Source organism: Stenotrophomonas sp. Br8 (assembly GCF_014763005.1).
Taxonomy (GTDB): Bacteria; Pseudomonadota; Gammaproteobacteria; order Xanthomonadales; family Xanthomonadaceae; genus Stenotrophomonas; species Stenotrophomonas lactitubi.
This window is the reverse complement of sequence record NZ_JACGTN010000007.1, coordinates 266,079-284,711: the sequence shown is the minus strand read 5'-3', so window position 1 is coordinate 284,711 and position 18,633 is coordinate 266,079. Positions and strand designations below refer to the sequence as shown.

Annotated in this window: 20 protein-coding genes; 11 read left to right on the top strand and 9 right to left on the bottom strand. The window is 65.6% G+C overall.

Annotated features, from left to right (window positions below; all coding sequences use genetic code 11):
• Positions 1–81 precede the first annotated feature (81 nt).
• A complete protein-coding gene (locus H3005_RS07890) occupies positions 82–495 on the bottom strand; it encodes a barstar family protein (RefSeq protein ID WP_191077866.1) in 414 nt (137 codons plus the stop codon).
• Positions 492–947 (bottom strand): ribonuclease domain-containing protein, encoded by a 456-nt coding sequence (locus tag H3005_RS07885; RefSeq protein ID WP_191077865.1) that lies wholly within the window; start codon positions 945–947, stop codon positions 492–494. The genes H3005_RS07890 and H3005_RS07885 overlap by 4 nt, the downstream gene beginning before the upstream one ends.
• Before the next feature lie 223 nt (positions 948–1,170).
• Here H3005_RS07885 and H3005_RS07880 point away from each other — a divergent pair, with 223 nt between their 5' ends.
• A complete protein-coding gene (locus H3005_RS07880; protein ID WP_089236174.1) occupies positions 1,171–1,782 on the top strand; it encodes a superoxide dismutase in 612 nt (203 codons plus the stop codon).
• A gap of 142 nt (positions 1,783–1,924) precedes the next feature.
• Here H3005_RS07880 and H3005_RS07875 read toward each other — a convergent pair whose 3' ends face one another.
• On the bottom strand, positions 1,925–2,761 hold the full coding sequence (locus H3005_RS07875) for an endonuclease/exonuclease/phosphatase family protein (protein WP_100553004.1): 837 nt from the start codon (positions 2,759–2,761) through the stop codon (positions 1,925–1,927).
• A gap of 162 nt (positions 2,762–2,923) precedes the next feature.
• Between H3005_RS07875 and H3005_RS07870 the strand changes: the two genes are divergently transcribed.
• Positions 2,924–4,489, top strand: coding sequence for an oligopeptide:H+ symporter (locus H3005_RS07870; protein WP_191077864.1), 1,566 nt, complete (start codon positions 2,924–2,926; stop codon positions 4,487–4,489).
• Positions 4,490–4,496: 7 nt separating this feature from the next.
• Positions 4,497–5,123, top strand: a complete 627-nt coding sequence (locus H3005_RS07865) for a rhomboid family intramembrane serine protease (RefSeq protein ID WP_025876742.1) — start codon at positions 4,497–4,499, stop codon at positions 5,121–5,123.
• A 58-nt stretch (positions 5,124–5,181) separates the two neighbouring features.
• Here H3005_RS07865 and H3005_RS07860 read toward each other — a convergent pair whose 3' ends face one another.
• Positions 5,182–5,343, bottom strand: a complete 162-nt coding sequence (locus H3005_RS07860; RefSeq protein ID WP_165780990.1) for a hypothetical protein — start codon at positions 5,341–5,343, stop codon at positions 5,182–5,184.
• Positions 5,344–5,551: 208 nt separating this feature from the next.
• Between H3005_RS07860 and H3005_RS07855 the strand changes: the two genes are divergently transcribed.
• The 3 genes from H3005_RS07855 to cfa are packed head-to-tail and all read left to right on the top strand — an operon-like array spanning position 5,552 to position 7,910.
• A complete protein-coding gene (locus H3005_RS07855; RefSeq protein WP_089236171.1) occupies positions 5,552–5,854 on the top strand; it encodes a GNAT family N-acetyltransferase in 303 nt (100 codons plus the stop codon).
• A 36-nt stretch (positions 5,855–5,890) separates the two neighbouring features.
• Positions 5,891–6,772 (top strand): DUF3298 and DUF4163 domain-containing protein, encoded by an 882-nt coding sequence (locus tag H3005_RS07850; protein WP_191077863.1) that lies wholly within the window; start codon positions 5,891–5,893, stop codon positions 6,770–6,772.
• A gap of 19 nt (positions 6,773–6,791) precedes the next feature.
• Entirely contained in the window at positions 6,792–7,910 is a 1,119-nt protein-coding gene (gene cfa, locus H3005_RS07845; RefSeq protein WP_191077862.1) for a cyclopropane fatty acyl phospholipid synthase, read from the top strand.
• Positions 7,911–8,049: 139 nt separating this feature from the next.
• Here the strand turns inward: cfa and H3005_RS07840 are convergent, their stop codons facing one another.
• The gene (locus tag H3005_RS07840; protein WP_191077861.1) at positions 8,050–10,215 is read right to left on the bottom strand and encodes a M3 family metallopeptidase; all 2,166 of its coding nucleotides are present in this window, start codon (positions 10,213–10,215) and stop codon (positions 8,050–8,052) included.
• Between the two features lie 162 nt (positions 10,216–10,377).
• On the opposite strand from H3005_RS07840, the gene H3005_RS07835 reads away from it, so the two are divergent.
• Positions 10,378–10,857, top strand: coding sequence for a glutathione peroxidase (locus H3005_RS07835; protein ID WP_191077860.1), 480 nt, complete (start codon positions 10,378–10,380; stop codon positions 10,855–10,857).
• Positions 10,858–10,968: 111 nt separating this feature from the next.
• Here H3005_RS07835 and H3005_RS07830 read toward each other — a convergent pair whose 3' ends face one another.
• The 4 genes from H3005_RS07830 to H3005_RS07815 all read right to left on the bottom strand — a co-directional run bounded on the left by H3005_RS07830 (position 10,969) and on the right by H3005_RS07815 (position 15,326).
• Positions 10,969–11,748, bottom strand: a complete 780-nt coding sequence (locus H3005_RS07830) for a ferredoxin--NADP reductase (protein ID WP_100552998.1) — start codon at positions 11,746–11,748, stop codon at positions 10,969–10,971.
• Between the two features lie 79 nt (positions 11,749–11,827).
• Entirely contained in the window at positions 11,828–13,699 is a 1,872-nt protein-coding gene (locus H3005_RS07825) for an ABC transporter ATP-binding protein (protein ID WP_191077859.1), read from the bottom strand.
• Between the two features lie 244 nt (positions 13,700–13,943).
• Positions 13,944–14,393, bottom strand: a complete 450-nt coding sequence (locus H3005_RS07820) for a carboxymuconolactone decarboxylase family protein (protein WP_100554153.1) — start codon at positions 14,391–14,393, stop codon at positions 13,944–13,946.
• Positions 14,394–14,426: 33 nt separating this feature from the next.
• Positions 14,427–15,326, bottom strand: coding sequence for an RNA polymerase sigma-70 factor (locus tag H3005_RS07815; RefSeq protein WP_100552996.1), 900 nt, complete (start codon positions 15,324–15,326; stop codon positions 14,427–14,429).
• Between the two features lie 148 nt (positions 15,327–15,474).
• Here H3005_RS07815 and H3005_RS07810 point away from each other — a divergent pair, with 148 nt between their 5' ends.
• The 4 genes from H3005_RS07810 (at position 15,475) to H3005_RS07795 (ending at position 18,566) form a co-directional block, all read left to right on the top strand.
• On the top strand, positions 15,475–16,992 hold the full coding sequence (locus H3005_RS07810; protein WP_100552995.1) for a fumarate hydratase: 1,518 nt from the start codon (positions 15,475–15,477) through the stop codon (positions 16,990–16,992).
• A gap of 109 nt (positions 16,993–17,101) precedes the next feature.
• On the top strand, positions 17,102–17,518 hold the full coding sequence (locus H3005_RS07805) for a hypothetical protein (protein ID WP_133120086.1): 417 nt from the start codon (positions 17,102–17,104) through the stop codon (positions 17,516–17,518).
• 14 nt (positions 17,519–17,532) lie between these two features.
• Positions 17,533–17,877, top strand: coding sequence for a hypothetical protein (locus H3005_RS07800; protein ID WP_100552994.1), 345 nt, complete (start codon positions 17,533–17,535; stop codon positions 17,875–17,877).
• 53 nt (positions 17,878–17,930) lie between these two features.
• Entirely contained in the window at positions 17,931–18,566 is a 636-nt protein-coding gene (locus H3005_RS07795) for a glutathione S-transferase family protein (RefSeq protein WP_191077858.1), read from the top strand.
• The last annotated feature ends 67 nt before the right edge of the window (positions 18,567–18,633 follow it).

Genomic DNA, 18,633 nt, shown 5'->3' with positions numbered 1-18,633 from the left:
CTGCACCGGGTAGATCCACGTCATGCATGGATGATCCATGCGCTTGCGCGTGCATGCCGACCAAGGTCGGCCTCTACCAGGTCACGCGCTCTGCGACAGGAATACCCAGAACGGGACGTCGCGGCCCACCCAGTCACGGCTGGCTTCATCAAGGATGTCCAGCAGCGTGTCGAACTCCTTGCCTGCACCGGCGCGCAGGGCATCGACATCGGCCAGGAACAGCGCGTACCCGTTGGCCGGTAGCCATTGCAGGTCGCGCAGGTTGTCGGCCAGTGCATCCCAGTTGCCACCGAAGCCGGCAGGGAAATCAAGCTGGGCGGCCAGCCGCGCCAGCAGGGTGCGCTTGTCGCTCACGCCATCCAGGTCGATCCGGATCACCTTCAGGTCGGCATCGCGCATCGCTGCCGACAGCGCGCTGATATCCAAGGTGTCGATCGCGTAGACGCCGGCATTGTTGATGTCATGCAGGCCGAGGCCGAAATCATCGTGGCTCATTGACGTTCTCCGGAGGCCGGTACGGTGAAGCTGCGGAACGATTCGTAGTGGTCATCGGTGTAGTACCAGGCATCGGGCGGGTTGCCACCGGTGACGATGCGCCGCGCGCCGCGGTTGCCCGCGCCAGGCGTGTCGACGGTGTACTCGCGGTAGTAACCGCGCGGACGCTGTGGCAGTTGTTGTTCGCGGTTGCCGAAGGTGCTGCCGTCCTGGCGATGCGGGAACGGGCCGCCGCGCTGGATCAGCGCGATGGTCTGGCGGGCTTCGGCCGGCAGGAAGGCGGGCAGGCCGCTGTCAGTGCCGTTGCTGCGCACCGCGGGTGCACTGGCGGCCGGCGCGCTCCGCAGGTCAGGCGCGAACTGCGGCGGCGGCGGCCGCTGCAGGAAATGATTGACGACCAGGCCGAGCAGCAGCAGGGCGATGGCGGTGATCAACAGCCGGGGGTTGCGCATGGGCAGTGGCGGGCGAGGGTGGTGCGCCCACTGTAGCGCCTGCGCGCTGCACCCTGCATGAGGGCACGCGCTGCGTCACTGCTGCGTAACAATTGCCGGCATGCTCACCTGCAGGACGCAATTTCCTTTACATCCCCCTTGGTAATCTTGCGGTCTGTCCCCATCATTCACCGCGCACCGCCCGACGATGCCGTCGGGTGCCCTCGCTATCAGGAGATGCATCATGGCCTACACCCTGCCCAAGCTGCCCTACGCCTACGACGCGCTGGAACCGCATATCGATGCGGCGACGATGGAAATCCATCACACCAAGCATCACCAGACCTACATCAACAACGTCAACGCTGCGCTGGAAGGCACCGAGTACGCCGACCTGCCGGTCGAAGAACTGGTGAAGAAGCTGAAGTCGTTGCCGGAGAACCTGCAGGGTCCGGTGCGCAACAACGGTGGCGGCCACGCCAACCACTCGCTGTTCTGGACCGTGATGGCCCCGAACGCTGGCGGTAATCCGGTCGGTGATGTGGCCAAGGCGATCGACAAGGACCTGGGCGGTTTCGACAAGTTCAAGGATGCCTTCACCAAGGCCGCGCTGACCCGTTTCGGCAGTGGCTGGGCGTGGTTGAGCGTGACCCCGGACAAGAAGGTCGTGGTCGAAAGCAGCGGCAACCAGGACAGCCCGTTGATGGAAGGCAACACCCCGATCCTCGGTCTGGACGTGTGGGAACACGCGTACTACCTGAAGTATCAGAACCGCCGTCCGGAATACATCGGCGCGTTCTTCAACGTCATCGACTGGAATGAAGTCGAGCGTCGTTACCAGGAAGCGATCGCCTGATCGCAGTGCCTGCGTGAACGCGAAAAGGCCGGGGGAGACCCCGGCCTTTTTGTTTGTCTGTGACCGCACCCGCCGGGCATGGCCCGGCGCTACCGGAAACGGGGGTAGCGCCGGGCCGTGCCCGGCGAGCGCAGCGGCGCGCTCATTCGGTGGTGGCGGGCACGTCCTGCAGCCGCAGCGTCGCCATCACACCCAGGCGCAGCCCGGGCAGGTCGCCATCGGCGGGCAGCAGGATCGCCTGTTGGCGGATGCCGCCGAAGTGCTTGACCTGGAACAGCACATCCAGCCCATGGCCACTGGCACCACCGCCGCTGGCCGTCGGTGCGCCAGGATTGCGCCGAGCCGGCTGGAAGCCGGGCGTGCTGCGCACCAGCTCGACGGTGCTGGCGGAGAAATCTCCGGCGATCAGGCTCGGCATGCCCTCGGCCGTGGCGCCGATCCAGGTCATCAGGTCGCTGGTCTGATGTTGCCGGGCATTGACCTCGTCGGGATCCGGGCGCAGGCGCGCGATGTAGACGTTGACGTCGTTGTCGCCCAGCCGCAGGCGCATCATGCCGGCGGCGCTGAAGGTGCCCGGCGGATGCAGCAGGGTGACCCCGTCCTCGCTGACCGGCAGCCGGCTGAGCATCGCGTTGCCGTGCCGGACCGGCTGGCTCGGCGGGTCAGCGGTGACGAAATCGCAGCTGTAGCGCAGCCGGCTGGCCAACCAGCAGGCCGGATTGCGCCCCTGCTGCTGCAGCACCTGCTGCACCGAAATCACATCCGGCTGCAGATCGGTCAGCAGCTGCAGCACCTGTTCGCGGCGCTGCTTCCATTGGCCTTCGTCACGGCTGGGCAGTTCCAGCGCGGCGACAGTCAACTGCCGCACCTCTGTGGCAAGGCCTGTGGCCGGCGGCGCCTGTGGCCGGGCCAGCGCAGGCACGGCCAGCATGAGGGCAAGGCAGCTGGGCAGAATGCGGGCAAAGGGCAGGGGGCGCATAACGATAAGTTTACGCTTTTGCCGTGCAGGTTCCGTGACTTCCGGCAGGGCCGCACATGCCTGCCATGCTTTGGCGCGGCTGTCATGCAGCCCTGCAGCGTGCTTCGCACGCACAGGTTCCGGTACTCTTGCGCCTTTCGTTTTGCAGGAATGCCTTACAGGATGAGCCACGACGCAGTCGCCCCCATCGCCGGCCAGGGAAAGATGCCGCGCCAGATCCCGTACATCATCGGCAATGAGGCCTGCGAGCGGTTCAGTTTCTACGGGATGCGCAACATCCTGGTGCAGTTCCTGATCACCTCGCTGCTGCTGCAGGAACTCACTGCGGAAGGCCGTGCCGGTGAAGCCAAGGACATCATGCACAGCTTCATGATCGGCGTGTATTTCTTCCCGCTGCTCGGTGGCTGGCTGGCCGACAAGTTCTTCGGCAAGTACCACACCATCCTGTGGTTCAGCCTGGTCTACTGCATGGGCCACTTGTGCCTTGCGTTGTTCGAGGGCAGCCGTGAGGGCTTCTTCCTCGGCCTGGGCCTGATCGCGCTGGGTGCCGGTGGCATCAAGCCGCTGGTGGCCTCGTTCATGGGCGACCAGTTCGACCAGAGCAACAAGCACTTGGCCAAGATCGTCTTCGACGCGTTCTACTGGATCATCAACTTCGGCTCGTTGTTCGCCTCGCTGCTGATCCCGCTGGTGCTGAAGAACTGGGGCCCGCAGTGGGCGTTCGGCATTCCGGGCATCCTGATGTTCATTGCCACCTTCGTGTTCTGGCTGGGCCGCAAGCGCTATGTGCTGGTGCCGCTGCCGCCGAAGGACCCGCATTCGTTCGCCAATGTGGTGCGCACCGCGCTGACCGCGCGCGTCGCCGGCCAGGGCCGTCCCGGCCTGGTCATTGCCGTGGTCGGGCTGGTGCTGGCCGTGGCCTCGTTCGGCCTGGTCGGCTCGCTTGGCATCGTGATCTGCCTGTGCCTGGCGCTGGTGTCGATCCTGGCAGGCATCGGTGGCGGCACCTGGCTGCAGCTGGACCGTGCGCGCGGCCAGCACCCGGCCGAAGCCGTGGAAGGCGTGCGCTCGGTGCTGCGGGTGCTGGTGATCTTCGCGCTGACCACCCCGTTCTTCTCGCTGTTCGACCAGAAGGCCTCGACCTGGGTGCTGCAGGGCCAGCAGATGCAGATGCCGAGCTGGTTCACCGCCTCGCAGATGCAGGCGCTGAATCCGCTGCTGGTGATGATCCTGATTCCGTTCAACAACCTGGTGCTGTACCCGGCCCTGCGCCGTTTCGGCTTCGAGCCGACCGCGCTGCGCCGCATGACCGTTGGCATCGCCTTCAGCGGCCTGGCCTGGATCGTGGTGGGTGGCATCCAGGTGGTGATGGACGGTGGCAACGCGATGTCGATCTTCTGGCAGATGCTGCCGTACGCGCTGCTGACCTTCGGTGAAGTGCTGGTCTCGGCCACCGGCCTGGAGTTCGCCTACAGCCAGGCACCGCAGGCCATGAAGGGCGTGGTGATGAGCTTCTGGAACCTGACCACCACCATCGGCAACCTGTGGGTGCTGCTGTCCAATGCCGCCGTGCGCAATGACACGGTCACCCACAGGATCGCCAGTACGGGCCTGAGCGAGGCGGCATTCCTGATGTTCTTCTTCGCCGGTTTTGCTTTCGTCGCGGCGTTGGCCTTCGGTTGGTATGCGAAACGCTATCGTATGGTCGACAACTACCGCACCGCCTGAGCCTGACATGACCCCCGTCAATCTGCTGTTGATCGCCATCACCGCCATCCTGTCGTGGATGGCGTTCAACAACCGCAAGCTGGCCGACCGCCTGATCCTGTGGCCGCCGGCGGTGGATCGCCACCGCCAGTACGACCGCCTGATCACCTACGGCTTCATCCACGCCGACTGGTCGCACCTGATCTTCAACATGATCACCCTGTTCTTCTTCGGGGGATTCATCGAGAGCGTGATGGTGCAGCTGACCGGCAGCTACCTGGTCTATCCGGCGTTCTACGTCGGTGCGCTGCTGGTCTCGATCCTGCCCAGCTACCTGAAGAACCAGAAGAACCCGAACTACCTCAGCCTCGGTGCGTCCGGGGCGGTGTCGGCGGTGCTGTTCGCCTTCATCCTGATCAAGCCGTGGTCGATCATCCTGGTGTTCTTCATCCCGGCGCCGGCGATCGTCTATGCCGCGTTCTACGTCGGCTACAGCATCTGGATGGACAAGCGCGGTGGCGATCGCATCAACCACAGCGCGCACCTGGCTGGTGCGGCGTTCGGCGTGATCTTCATGCTGGCCATGCAGCCGAGCATCTTCAGTCACTTCCTGCGCGAGCTGTCCAACCCGACCTTCCGCCTCGGCGGCGGCTGAGGGTGGCTGGGGTCGGATCCACGGGATCCGACCCCCGGGGCTGCGGCCCCGCTCCGGGTCAGGCCCGGGTTTCCTGACCGTAGGTATCGAGCAGGCGGGAGAACACTTCCTCGCCGATGCTCTGGAACGCCTGGTCTTCGGTCTGTCCCTCCACGGCCAGTTGCAGCAGGCCCTCCAGCAGGGCGTGATCGGTATCGGAATGGGAATCGCTGGGGTGCATCGCGGGCCTCCACGGCAGATCGCTTGGTCGACTGTCGCAAGGGGCATGCCAGCCTGGCGCACCCCTGCAGAGGGGTTAGCGGCCGGCCGGGCTGCAGCTTGAGGGCGATAACTGACGCAGCAGGCACAGACTTGTCCCTGTTCAGGCTTCACGCGATCATGGCGCCCGTCTGCGCACCATCCACGCAGTCGCCGCAGGAGACAGTCCCATGGCTTCGGTCACGCCCCCAGGTCTGGCTTACGAGGTCGAACACGATCAGGTCAACCACCGGTTCACCGCCCGCGTGCGCGGGCAGGTGGCACTGCTGGACTACCAGATCAAACGCAGGCGGATGGTCATCACCCATACCGAAGTGCCCGAGCCGATCGCCGGCCGTGGCATTGCCGGTGAGCTGACCCGGGTCGCACTGCGTTTCGCCCGGGAGCAGAAGTACAAGGTGGTGCCGGCATGTGCCTATGCGGAGGCCTTCCTGCAGCGGCACGAGGAGTATCACGATCTGCTTGTGGGCTGAATCCAGCGGGCCACGCTTCAGCCAGGGCAGGCGATGATGTATGAACATGAACAGGGGATCCCGATGAAGATTGGAAACAACCGGCCACTGCACGCCAGCGTGCTGGCCGGCGCTATGGGCGTGCTGTTGCTGGCCGGTTGCCAGCGCGAGAACGAGGCGGCACCGGCCACCGACGCCGCGCCTGCGGCCGAAGCCACTGGCACCGCCGAGACACCCGCAGCGGAAGCGCCGTTGGATCTGCGCGATGTGATCGAGAACAATGAACGTGAAGTGGTCGGCATCAGCTACCCGGCGGGCATCGATCGCTATCCGGGGCTGGCGCGCGCGCTGCAGGCCTATGCCACCTCCGCCCGCGGCGATCTGCAGCAGGCGCTGGACGGGCTGGGCAACGACAAGCCGACCATGCCCTATGAGCTGTCGCTGAGCTTCGAGAAGCTGCTGGAGACGCCGCAGCTGGTGGTGGTCAGTGCCGACGGCAGCCGCTACACCGGTGGCGCCCACGGCGAACCGCTGGTTGCGCGTTTCGTATGGCTGCCGGCGCAGCAGCAGATGCTGAGCGCCGACAAGCTGGTGACTGACGCCAAGGGCTGGAAAGCGATCAGCGATTTCGTCGCCGACCAGCTGCGTGAGCGCGTGGCCACCCGCCTCAGCGGCGAGGACATGGACCCGTCGCAGCTGCAGGAATCGCTGCGCAATGCCTCGCGGATGATCGCCGACGGCACCGGTCCGCAGGCCGATAATTTCAGCCAGTTCCAGCCGCTGACCGACGACAAGGGTCAGATCACCGCGCTGCGCTTCGTGTTCCCGCCCTACCAGGTGGGTCCATACTCGGATGGCACCCAGACCGCCGATGTACCGGCCTCGGTGGTGTTGCCGCACGTGGCCAAGGACTACGTGGAGCTGTTCGCGCGCGGGTAACCGCAGACGAGGAGGTGTCGTGGATACAGGGTTGCAGGAGCGGGTCACCGGCCTGCTCCACGAAGCCGGGGTCCAGATCGATGGAACCCGGCCGCAGGATATCCAGGTGCATGACCCGCGCTTCTTCGCGCGGGTCATGGCGCACGGCTCGCTCGGCCTGGGCGAGAGCTACATGGACGGCTGGTGGGATGGCAACGTCCTCGATGAATTCCTGTTCCACCTGATGCAGGCGCACCTGGACGAGCGGGTGCACGGCTGGCGCGAGGTGGCCGACTCCCTGAAAGCGCGCCTGTTCAACCTGCAGGCCGGGCAGCGCAGCTATGAAGTCGGCCGTCGCCACTACGACCTCGGCAATGACCTGTACCAGGCCATGCTCGGCCAGCGCCTGGTCTACAGCTGTGGTTATTGGCGCAACGCCAACGATCTGGATGCGGCGCAGGAAGCCAAGCTCGATCTGGTGTGCCGCAAGCTCGGGCTGCGCCCCGGGCAACGCGTGCTGGATATCGGCTGCGGTTGGGGCGAGGCGCTGAAGTTCGCGGCCGAGCGCTACGGTGTCAGTGGCGTGGGCATCACCATTTCGCAGGAGCAGGCCGACTACGCGCGTGAGCTGTGCGCTGGCCTGCCGATCGAGATCCGGCTGCAGGACTATCGCGAACTGGACGAGCCGTTCGATGCGATCTTCTCGATCGGCATGTTCGAGCACGTCGGCGACAAGAACTACCGCAGTTTCTTCGACGTGGCGCGACGCTGCCTGTCGCCGCGTGGCCTGCTGCTGTTGCACACCATTGGCAGCAACATCTCGCGCCATCGCACTGATCCATGGATCGCGCGCTACATCTTCCCCAACTCGATGCTGCCATCGGCGGCGCAGATCAGCCGCGCGTTTGAAGGGCGTTTCGTGCTGGAGGACTGGCACAACTTCGGTACCGACTATGACCTGACGCTGCAGGCGTGGCGACGCAATGTGGAAGCGGCATGGCCGACACTGGATGCGCGACGCTATGACGAGCGGTTCCGTCGCCTGTGGCGGTTCTACCTGGCCGGATCGATGGCGACGTTCCGCAGCCGGCATGCGCAGTTGTGGCAGCTGGTGCTGTCGCCGCAGGGCGTGCCGGGGGGATATGTGGCGCCGCGGTGATCTGGAAGAGCATCCACGCATGGCGTGGATCTACTGGGATCACGCAACCCTGCGGCAGATCCACGCCATGCGTGGATGACGCGTAAAAAAACCGCCCGGTCTCCCGGGCGGTTTTCATTTCACGCTACGGTGCCGGCGATCAGTTGCCGGTGCCGGTCAGGCCACGCTTTTCCAGCAGCGGTTCGATCTGCGGCTCGTGGCCGGCGAAATCGCGGAACAGCTGCATCGCGTCCACGCTGCCACCCTTGGACAGCAGGGTCGCGCGGAAGTGGTCGCCGTTCTTGCGGCTCAGACCGCCGTTGTCGCGGAACCACTTCTGGGTGTTGGCGTCCAGCACTTCCGACCAGATGTAGGCGTAGTAGCCGGCCGAGTAGCCGCCCATGATGTGGCTGAAGTACGGGGTCTTGTAGCGCGGCGGAACCGGCGCGTAGTAGATGCCGTCCTTCTCCAGCGCGGCGCGCTCGAAGGCCATCACGTCCTTGGCGGCCGGCACCTGGTCCGGGCCGATCTGGTGCCAGCGCTGGTCGAGCATGGCGGCACCGAGGTACTCGGTGGTGGCAAAGCCCTGGTTGAACTTGGCCGCGGCCAGCACCTTGTCCAGCAGCGCCTGCGGCATCGCCGAACCGTTCTGGTAGTGCTTGGCGTAGTTCTTCAGGATGGCCGGGTTGTCGGCCCACATCTCGTTGACCTGTGAGGGGAACTCGACGAAGTCGCGCGGCACCGCGGTGCCCGAGAAGTACGGATACTTCACGTTCGAGAACATGCCGTGCAGGGCGTGGCCGAATTCGTGGAAGGTGGTGCTCACTTCATCCCAGGTCAGCAGGGTCGGCTGGCCGGCCGGCGGCTTGGGGATGTTCAGGTGGTTGGCCACCACCGGCTTGAAGCCGGTCAGCTTGGACTGCGAGACGTACGAGTTCATCCATGCACCACCGCGCTTGGAGGCGCGTGCGTACGGGTCGAAGATGAAGATCGCCAGCTGGCTGCCGTCGGCATCGAACACGTCATAGACGGTGACGTCATCGTGGTACACCGGCAGGTCGGTGCGCTGCTTGAAGGTCAGGCCGAATTCCTGGTTGGCGGCGTAGAACACGCCGCTTTCCAGCACGTTCTTCATCTCGAAGTACGGCTTCAGCTGCGACTCGTCGAAGTTGTACTTGGCCTGGCGCACCTTCTCGCTGTAGAACGCCCAGTCCCACGGTTCCAGCTTGAAGGTCGGCTTGCCGGCGGCCTTCTGTTCCTGGTCGATCATCGCCTGCAGGTCGGTGGCTTCGCGCTTGGCATTGGCCACCGCGGCCGGGGCCAGCTTGCCCAGCATCGCGTTGACCGCTTCGGGGGTCTTGGCGGTCTGGTTGGTCAGGTTGTAGGCGGCGAAGTTGGCAAAGCCCATCAGCTTGGCCTTGTCGGCGCGCAGCTGCATGATGCGCGCGACCAGCGCGGTGTTGTCGAACTCACCGCCGCGGCTGCCGCGGGTGGTCGAGGCTTCGTAGATCTTCTGACGCAGGGCGCGGTTGGCCAGGTTGGTCAGCGGCGGCTGGCCGGTGGTGTTGAGCAGGGTGATCACGTACTTGCCGTCCAGGCCACGGGCCTTGGCGGCTTCGGCGGCGGCGGCGATCTGTTCCTTGGACAGGCCGTCCAGTTCCTTGACGTCGTTGACGGTGATCGCTGAGGCGTTCACCTCCGACTGCACGTTCTGGCTGAACTTGGTGCCCAGGTTGGCCAGCTCGGCGTTCATTTCCTTCAACTTGGTCTTGTCGGCCTCGGACAGCTTGGCGCCGGCGCGCACGTAGTTGTCGTAGTACTTCTCGACCAGGCGCACGCCTTCAGCGTCCAGGCCCAGGGTGGTGCGGCTGTCATACAGCGCCTGGATGCGCGCGAACAGCTTGCCGTTCAGCGCGATCGCATCGCTGTGCGCGGCGAACTTCGCCGAGTATTCGGCCTGCAGCTTCTTGCGGGTGTCGTTGGTATCGGCGCCGACCAGGCTGAAGAAGACGGTGGTCGCGCGGTCCAGGGTGTCACCGCTCTTTTCCAGGGCGATGATGGTGTTGTCGAAGGTCGGCTTGGCCTTGGTGTTGGCGATCGCCTCCACTTCCTTCAGCTGCTGCGCCATGCCGGCGTCGAACGCCGGGGCGAAGTCGCTGTCCTTGATCTTGTCGAACTGCGGGAAATGCAGCGGCAGCGGGCTGTCGGCGAAGAACGGATTGGCCTGCAGGGCGTTGGCGGCGGCCTGGGTGGCGGCGCTGGCCGAATAGGCGGGCAGGGCAAGGCCGAGGGTCATGGCCACGGCAAGGGCAAGGCGGGTGGTCAAGGTCGATACTCCGGTAAGGCAAACAAGGGCCCGAGGGTAACCCGGCCCGGCGCGCCTGCACTTGTGTCAAAAGGCATGTTGGCAACGCAGCCCTGCTGCAGAGTCACTCCATGGCTGGCTGCCCGGGTACCATGGAGAGCACCGCCCTCCAGGCCCTTTGCCATGACCACCGCCTACGATTTCAGCTTCCGCGACCTCGACGGCCAGCCGCAGGCGCTGGCGCAGTACCAGGGCCGTCCGCTGCTGCTGGTCAACGTGGCCAGCCGCTGTGGTTTCACCCCGCAGTACACCGGGCTGGAACAGCTGTGGCAGGACTACCGTGATCGCGGCCTGGTGGTGATCGGCTTTCCCTGCAACCAGTTCGGCGCGCAGGAACCGGGCGATGCCGCGCAGATCCGCCAGTTCTGTTCGATTGATTACCCGGTCAGCTTCCCGCTGTCGCAGAAGATCGAGGTCAACGGCGAGGGGGCCGACCCGCTGTGGGCGTGGCTGTCGCACGAGAAGCGCGGGTTGCTGGGCATCGCCCGCATCAAGTGGAACTTCAGCAAGTTCCTGGTCGATCGCGAGGGGCAGGTGGTGGATCGCTATGCGCCGACCACCAAGCCGGAGCAACTGCGCGGCGGCATTGAAGCGCTGCTGTAGCCGCTCTCTGTAGAGCCGAGCCCACGCTCGGCTTGCGCGCGCAGCGTGCGTGCCTGCCATGGTCGGCCGGCAGAGCAGCCGAGCGTGGGCTCGGCTCTACCACAGCCCGGCTTATTTCTCGACGAACGCGCGCTCGAACACGTAGTGGCCGGGCGTACCGATGCGCGGCGAGGTCTGGAAGCCGCGGCTGTCCAGCACGGTGCGCAGGTCGGCCAGCATCTGCGGGCTGCCGCAGATCATCGCGCGGTCGTTTTCCGGGCTCAGCTCCGGCAGGCCGAGGGTGCGCTGCATCTCGCCGCTTTCCATCAGCTGGGTCAGGCGGCCCTGGTTCGGGAACGGTTCGCGGGTCACCGCCGGGTAGTACAGCAGCTTGTCACCGACCATTTCGCCTAGGAACTCATGCTCGCGCAGTTCCTTTTCGAAGTAGTCGCGGTAGGCCAGATCCTTTTCGTAGCGCACGCCATGGCACAGGATCACCTTGTCGAATCGCTCGTAGGTTTCCGGGTCCTTGATGACCGACAGCCACGGCGCCATGCCGGTGCCGGTACCCAGCAGGTACAGGTTCTTGCCGGGGTGCAGGTCGCTGATCAGCAGGGTGCCGGTGGGCTTCTTGCCGACCAGCACCTTGTCGCCCGGCTTGATGTGCTGCAGGCGCGAGGTCAGCGGGCCGTCCTGCACCTTGATGCTGAAGAACTCCAGGTGCTCTTCCCAGTTGGCGCTGGCGATGGAGTACGCGCGCAGCAGCGGCCGCGCGTCGGTCTCCAGGCCGATCATCACGAACTGGCCGTTCTCGAAGCGGAAACCGCTGTCACGGGTGAGGGTGAAGCTGAAGTAGGCGTCGGTCCAGTGGCGGACCTCAAGCACCGTTTCGGCGCCGAAAGCGGAGGACATGGGCGTATCTATCGGAAGTCGTCGGGACAATTCTATCTCAAATGAGACAGGTTCTCATTAGGCGGAACGAGAGGCGTTCTCAGCGGTAACCTGCCGCCTGCAGTTCGAACAGCTCGGCATAGCGGCCGCCCTGTGCCATCAGCTCCTGGTGGGTGCCGCTGGCCTCGATCCGGCCATCGGCCAGTACCAGGATGCGGTCGGCCATGCGCACGGAGGAGAAACGGTGGGAAATCAGCACTGCGGTGCGATTATCCGCCAACTCCCTGAACCGCTGGAACACCTCGAACTCGGCGCGGGCATCCAGCGCCGCGGTGGGCTCATCCAGGATCATCACCTGTGCATCGCGCATCCACGCGCGGGCGATGGCGATCTTCTGCCACTGGCCACCGGACAGGTCCACGCCCTGCTTGAAGCGGCGGCCGATCTGCTGGTCGTAGCCGCCGGGCAGGGCAGCAATGACTTCCTCGGCCATTCCGCGGCGGGCGGCATCGGTGATCCGCGCACGGTCGTCCATCGCTTCCACCTGGCCGACACCGATGTTCTCGCCGGCACTGAGGTTGTAACGCACGAAGTCCTGGAAGATCACGCCGAGATTGGCGCGCAGGTCGTCCAGGTCGTAGTCGCGCAGGTCGCGGCCATCGAGCAGGATGCGGCCTTCGTCCGGTTCGTACAGGCGTGCCAGCAGCTTGACCAGGGTGGTCTTGCCCGCGCCGTTCTCACCGACCAGTGCCAGCACTTCGCCCGCGTGCAGCTGGAAATCGAGGTGACGCACGGCCCATTGCTCGGCATCGGGATAGCGGAAGCCCACGTCCTCGAACACGAAGCCTTCGCGGATCGGCTGCGGCACGCGCACCGCGTCCTTGCGCGAGTGGATTTCCGGTTCGATCTGGAAGAACGAATACAGGTCGTCGAGATACAACGCCTGGCTGGCCACCTGCGAGAAGCCGATCAGCAGGCCTTCCAGCAACTGGCGCAGGCGCAGGAAGCTGCCGGCGAGGAAGGTCAGATCACCGATCGAAAAATCGCCGCGCACCGTGCGCCAGGCGATATAGGCATACGCGGTGTAGTAGCCCAGCGTGCCCAGCGCGGCCAGCAGCGTGCCCCAGAACGCACGCCGCCGGGCGAGCGCGCGGTTGGCCAGGAACAGCGCCGCCGACAAGCTGCGGTAGCGGTCGACCAGGAACCGGTGCAGGTTGAAGATCTTTACTTCCTTGGCCGTTTCCACGCTGGCGCCGAGCTGGCGCAGGTAGTCCAGCTGGCGGCGTTCCGGCGTCCACAGGAAGTTGAGGCTGTAACCGGCCGCATTGAAGTGCGATTCGCCGATGAAGGCCGGCACCAGCGCCAGCGCCAGCAGCAGGATCAGCCACGGCGCATAGACCAGCAGGCCGACGGCCAGGCTGGCGACGGTGATCGCATCCTGCACCTGGCCGAACAGCTGGCTCATCAGGTTCATCCGGCCCATGGTCTGGCGCCGCGCACGGTCCAGCTTGTCCTGCAGGTCCGGATCCTCGAAGTCCTCCAGGTCCAGGGTGGCCGCGTGTTCCATCAGGCGCACGCTGGTGACGTTGGCGAACAGTTCCGACAACAGCGCATCGGCGTAGCTGACCAGACGGCCGAGCAGGTCCGAGGCGATGGCCAGGCCCAGTTCCAGCGCCAGCAGGCCGAGCAGCGGATTGAGCAGCCCACTGGACAGCGCCTCGCCCAGCGGCGGGAAGCCGGCATCGTGCTGGCTGAGGTGCAGCGCGGTATCGATGATCAGCTTGCCGACGTACAGCATCGCCACCGGCAGCAGCGCACGGATCAGGCGCAGGCCAAGGCTGGCCAGGGTCAGGGCGCGGCTGGTCTGCCACACCTGGCGCAGGAACGGCGGCAGGTTGCGCATCGCCTTGAAGCGTTGACGCAGGCTGGGTTTCTTGGCGCCGGCAGCGCCGGCAATGGGGGAAGCAGGCATGCCGCTATTGTGCGCGCCTGATACGTGCAGGTGGGGTCAGCGCAGCCGTGTGGCTGACACCGGGGTCAGATCCCTTTGCGCGGCAAAGGGCTCTGACCCCAGCGACCCACATCGGGTCAGAGCCCTTCGCAGTGCGAAGGGGGCCGACCCACCTCCATCCACGCATGGCGTGGATCTACTGTGTCGACCAAGGTCGACACCTACCAACAGCTGCAGGAACCTGACCCAGCCGGCTGGCCCCCTTTTACGGCAGCGGCGGCAGCAGCCCGGCGCCCAACCGGTTCCAGGCATTGATCACCGCGATACCCATGCTCAGGTCGCTGATGCCCTTCTCATCGAAGTGCGGCGCCAACGCATCGAACGTCGCCTGCGACGGCGCACCGTCGGTCAACCGGGTCAGCGCCTCGGCCCAGCCCAGCGCCGCGCGCTCGCGGTCGTCGAAGAAGCGGCTTTCGTGCCAGGCAGGCAGCGTATCCAGCTTGCGCGGTTCGATGCCGCCCTTGCGCAGCGTGGTGGCATGCATGTCCATGCAGTAGCCGCAGCCGTTGAGCTGCGAGACGCGCAGGAACACCAGTTCCATCAGGGTCGGATCGATCGAACTGTCATGCACCGCCTTGCTGGTGGCCAGCAGACCCTTGAAGGCTTCGGCTGCGAGGCGGGTGTAGGGAACGCGGGGAGAGGCATGGTTGGACATCTTCAGCTCCACGGCGGCCACCATGGCCGCCTTTCAGTACAAGGACGCCGCAGCATCGCTGCGCGTGACAACCGCAGGCAGTTTTTCTGGATTCAGCACGCTGTAGAGATTGGCGATGCGGCCATCGACCACCTCGATGGTGGTGATCGAGTGCAGGTGGTCGCCTTCGAAACGCAGGATCGCCGGCTCGCCGTTGACGTAGCCGAGCTGTGCCGGATGCGCTGCGCCGCGGCGGGCGATCGCCCAGTACAGGCGGCCAATGCGCTCGGCGCCCAGCAGCGGACGCACCGCCGCGGTAACCACGCCACCGCCATCGGAGACCAGCAGCGCATTGGCATGCAGCAGCGCCTGGATCGCTTCGCTGTCACCGCGCTGGGAGGCATCCATGAAGCGCGCCAACAGTTGCCGGTGCTGGCTGGCGTCGGCGTTGAAGCGTGGCCGCCCCGCCTGCAGGCGCTGCCGGGCACGGTGCACCAGCTGCCGGCAGTTGGCCTCGCTGTGGCCGATCAGATCGGCGATTTCGCGGTAGTCATGGTCGAAGGCTTCCTTCAGCAGGAACGCGGCGCGCTCTTCCGGGCCGAGCTGCTCGAGCAGGGTCAGGAAGGCCACCGAGACATCGTCGGCCAGCGCGTGCAGCTGCGCCGGGCCGGGCGCCGGATCAGGTTCGAGGGTGATCGCCAGAGGTTCAGCCAGCCACGGGCCCACGTAGTGCGCGCGTTCGCGCTTGGCCGTGCGCAGCCGGTCCAGGCCCAGGCGGGTGGTGGTGGTCACCAGCCAGGCCTCGGGGTCGACGATGGCCGCCGTATCGGTGCCTGACCAGCGCAGCCAGGCATCCTGGACCACGTCTTCGGCGTCGGTGCGGCTGCCCAGCAGGCGGTAGGCCAGCGCCATCAGGCGCGGGCGGTGGGTATGGAAGGCGGTTTCGGCGTTCATATGGGCAAGGACGCCGGGGCAGGCGCGGGTGTGACAGAGGGCAGGGCTCAGATCTTGCCGGCCGGCGGCCGGCACTGCCACCCCGCGGCCGAGGGAGGGGGTAAAATGGGCGGATTACCCCCGCCAGCCTTCAGCAAGCGAGCAATCCGTGACATCGATCAAGCAGGAAGACCTCATCCAGTCCGTCGCCGACGCGCTGCAGTACATCTCGTACTACCACCCGGTCGACTACATCAAGAACCTTGCCGCCGCCTACGAGCGCGAGGAGTCGCCGGCAGCGAAGGAGGCGATCGCGCAGATCCTGATCAACTCGCGGATGTGCGCCGAAGGCCACCGGCCGATCTGCCAGGACACCGGCATCGTCACTGTGTTCCTGGAAATCGGCATGGACGTGCGCTGGGATGACGCCACCATGGGCGTGGAGGACATGGCCAACGAGGGCATCCGTCGCGCCTACCTGTACCCGGACAACAAGCTGCGCGCTTCGGTGCTGGCCGATCCGGCCGGCAAGCGCATCAACACCAAGGACAACACCCCCGGCGTGGTCAACGTCAAGGTGGTGCCGGGCAACACCGTCGAGGTGATCGTCGCCGCCAAGGGCGGTGGTTCGGAAGCCAAGACCAAGTTCGCCATGCTCAACCCGTCCGACTCGATCGTCGACTGGGTGCTGAAAACCGTGCCGACCATGGGCGCAGGCTGGTGCCCGCCGGGCATGCTCGGCATCGGCATCGGTGGCACCGCCGAGAAGGCGATGCTGCTGGCCAAGGAAGCGCTGATGGAGCCGATCGATATCACCGAGCTGCAGGCCCGCGGTGCGTCCAACCGCATCGAAGAGCTGCGCCTGGAGCTGTACGAGAAGGTCAACGCGCTGGGCATCGGTGCGCAGGGCCTGGGTGGTTTGACCACGGTGCTCGACATCAAGATCAATGACTACCCGACCCACGCGGCCAACCTGCCGGTGGCGTTGATTCCGAACTGCGCCGCCACCCGCCACGCGCACTTCACGCTGGACGGCAGTGGCCCGGTGATGCTGGACCCGCCGTCGCTGGAAGACTGGCCGAAGCTGACCTATGACGCCTCCAAGGGCACCCGCGTGGACCTGGACACGATCACCCCGGAAGACGTGGCCAACTGGAAGCCGGGCCAGACCCTGCTGCTCAACGGCAAGCTGCTGACCGGCCGCGACGCCGCGCACAAGCGCATGGTCGACATGCTCAACAAGGGCGAGCAGCTGCCGGTCGATCTCAAGGGTCGCTTCATCTACTACGTCGGTCCGGTCGATCCGGTGCGCGACGAAGTGGTGGGCCCGGCCGGTCCGACCACCGCCACCCGCATGGACAAGTTCACCGAACAGGTGCTGAGCGAAACCGGCCTGCTGGGCATGGTCGGCAAGGCCGAGCGCGGCCCGGCCGCGATCGAAGCGATCAAGAAGCACAAGTCGGCCTACCTGATGGCCGTCGGTGGTTCGGCCTACCTGGTGTCCAAGGCGATCAAGGCGGCCAAGGTCGTCGGCTTCGCCGACCTGGGCATGGAAGCGATCTACGAGTTCACCGTGGAAGACATGCCGGTGACAGTGGCCGTCGATTCCACCGGCGAGTCGGTGCACAAGACCGGCCCGCGCGAATGGCAGGCCCGCATCGGCAAGATTCCTGTCGTGGTGGAGTGATCGGCGCGGCGTCGTCCACGCCTGTCCGATTGCAGAACGGCGCCCTGGTGGCGCCGTTTTTCGTTTAACGCATGCGCAGGCGCTGCTTTGCTAGGGTGTGCGCGTTGCCATGGAAGGGAAGCTGCTTGTGCGTCAAGGAACAAGTGCAGTTCTTGTTGTAGTTGCCATCCTGTTGCTGGCGGGCTGCGCGCCGCAGTACTACGTGGAGCAACCCACCAGCGAGGCAGGCCGCGTGTGTGCGGCAGGGTGCGCACAGCGGCATCTGCAATGTGCGGGTCAGGCGCGCTCGATGGCCGAAACGGCGCAGCAGAGCTGTCAGGCGGACAAAGCACGTGTCATCGACAAGTGCAGCGATATCGCTGACGAAAAGATGCGGCATCGTTGCGAGGGCGCACGTGGCGCCGGCGCGTACTGCGCCGTTGCAGCCGATACGCGCGCCTGTGATGCGACCCGGGCCCAGTGTGTACTCGATTGCGGCGGATCGGTAAGCGAAACCCGTTCTTCCGGCAGTCTTCCGGTCTATTGAACAAGGAGTGTCCTGTGAACCTGTTGCGCAGCCTTTGCTTTGTCGGCCTGCTGGTTCTTGCCGGATGCAGTACATCGTCTTTGTCGTATGACGGTGGGGGCGGCTTCAGCGCCGGTGCCCAGTGCCAGATGCAATGCCAGGCCAGCTATCGCAGCTGCATGGCCGAGGACCAGGGGATCGGCAGCCGCCAGTCCAGTTGCGAGCAGCAGGTGGCACCAACGCCGGACAAGCGCTGCAAGGACATCGAGCATCCGGAACTGCGACGTTCCTGCGAATTGAAAGCGCACGACTGCACGCTGCGGGCGCCGATGATGGGCTGCGGCGAGCGTCGTGATACCTGCATGAGCAGCTGCGGCTGACCACGCCGGTGACAGCGCGCATAATCAGCCGTTCCCCGCACAGGACCGGTCATATGCGCACCACCTTGTATGGTTCCACCAGCACCGCCTCGCTGGTGGTGCACTGGCTGCTGATCGAGCTGGGTATCGAGCACGAACTGGTGCTGCTCGATTTCGACACGCGCGAGCACAAGTCGGCCGACTACCTGGCCCTGAATCCGGCCGGCAAGGTGCCGACCCTGCTGATCGACGGCCAGGTGCTGACCGAGGCGGCCGCGATCGCGCTGTATCAGGCAGACCGTCATCCGCAGGCGGGGTTGTTGCCTGCCGTCGGCACGCCGGCACGCGGCGAGGCCTATCGTTGGATGTTCTGGTGTGCCAACACCGTGCAGCCGGCGTACCGCGCCTGGTTCTACGCGCATGAAGCGGCGGGTGGCGAGTGCATCGACGGCGTGCGTGCGATGGCGCGGCAGCAGCTGGAAGCGGCGTGGCAGCACGTTGCCACGCACCTGCAGAGCGGCGGCCCCTACCTGCTTGGCGATGCGCCGAGCGTTGTCGATTTCATGCTGGTGATGTTGATGCGCTGGTCGCGCAACATGCCCACGCCCAGCGACCACTGGCCGGTGTTGAAGGCGTATGCGGACCGCCTGAAGGCGCGCCCGGCGTTCGCCGAGGTCTATCGCCGCGAAGGCATCACCGACTGGCGGTAAATCGTTCTGTAGAGCCGAGCCATGCTCGACTGCATTTAGCACGCGGATCGCAGCCGAGCATGGCTCG

Excerpts from the sequence above, each read along its gene's own strand:
- H3005_RS07870 (WP_191077864.1), top strand. The coding sequence starts at position 2,924 with ATGAGCCACGACGCAGTCGCCCCCATCGCCGGCCAGGGAAAGATGCCG.
- H3005_RS07820 (WP_100554153.1), bottom strand. The coding sequence starts at position 14,393 with ATGTCCAACCATGCCTCTCCCCGCGTTCCCTACACCCGCCTCGCAGCC.
- H3005_RS07850 (WP_191077863.1), top strand. The coding sequence starts at position 5,891 with ATGTATGAACATGAACAGGGGATCCCGATGAAGATTGGAAACAACCGG.
- H3005_RS07835 (WP_191077860.1), top strand. The coding sequence starts at position 10,378 with ATGACCACCGCCTACGATTTCAGCTTCCGCGACCTCGACGGCCAGCCG.
- H3005_RS07795 (WP_191077858.1), top strand. The coding sequence starts at position 17,931 with ATGCGCACCACCTTGTATGGTTCCACCAGCACCGCCTCGCTGGTGGTG.
- H3005_RS07890 (WP_191077866.1), bottom strand. The coding sequence starts at position 495 with ATGAGCCACGATGATTTCGGCCTCGGCCTGCATGACATCAACAATGCC.
- H3005_RS07865 (WP_025876742.1), top strand. The coding sequence starts at position 4,497 with ATGACCCCCGTCAATCTGCTGTTGATCGCCATCACCGCCATCCTGTCG.
- H3005_RS07875 (WP_100553004.1), bottom strand. The coding sequence starts at position 2,761 with ATGCGCCCCCTGCCCTTTGCCCGCATTCTGCCCAGCTGCCTTGCCCTC.
- H3005_RS07825 (WP_191077859.1), bottom strand. The coding sequence starts at position 13,699 with ATGCCTGCTTCCCCCATTGCCGGCGCTGCCGGCGCCAAGAAACCCAGC.
- H3005_RS07880 (WP_089236174.1), top strand. The coding sequence starts at position 1,171 with ATGGCCTACACCCTGCCCAAGCTGCCCTACGCCTACGACGCGCTGGAA.
- H3005_RS07815 (WP_100552996.1), bottom strand. The coding sequence starts at position 15,326 with ATGAACGCCGAAACCGCCTTCCATACCCACCGCCCGCGCCTGATGGCG.
- H3005_RS07885 (WP_191077865.1), bottom strand. The coding sequence starts at position 947 with ATGCGCAACCCCCGGCTGTTGATCACCGCCATCGCCCTGCTGCTGCTC.
- H3005_RS07860 (WP_165780990.1), bottom strand. The coding sequence starts at position 5,343 with ATGCACCCCAGCGATTCCCATTCCGATACCGATCACGCCCTGCTGGAG.
- H3005_RS07830 (WP_100552998.1), bottom strand. The coding sequence starts at position 11,748 with ATGTCCTCCGCTTTCGGCGCCGAAACGGTGCTTGAGGTCCGCCACTGG.
- H3005_RS07805 (WP_133120086.1), top strand. The coding sequence starts at position 17,102 with ATGGAAGGGAAGCTGCTTGTGCGTCAAGGAACAAGTGCAGTTCTTGTT.
- H3005_RS07855 (WP_089236171.1), top strand. The coding sequence starts at position 5,552 with ATGGCTTCGGTCACGCCCCCAGGTCTGGCTTACGAGGTCGAACACGAT.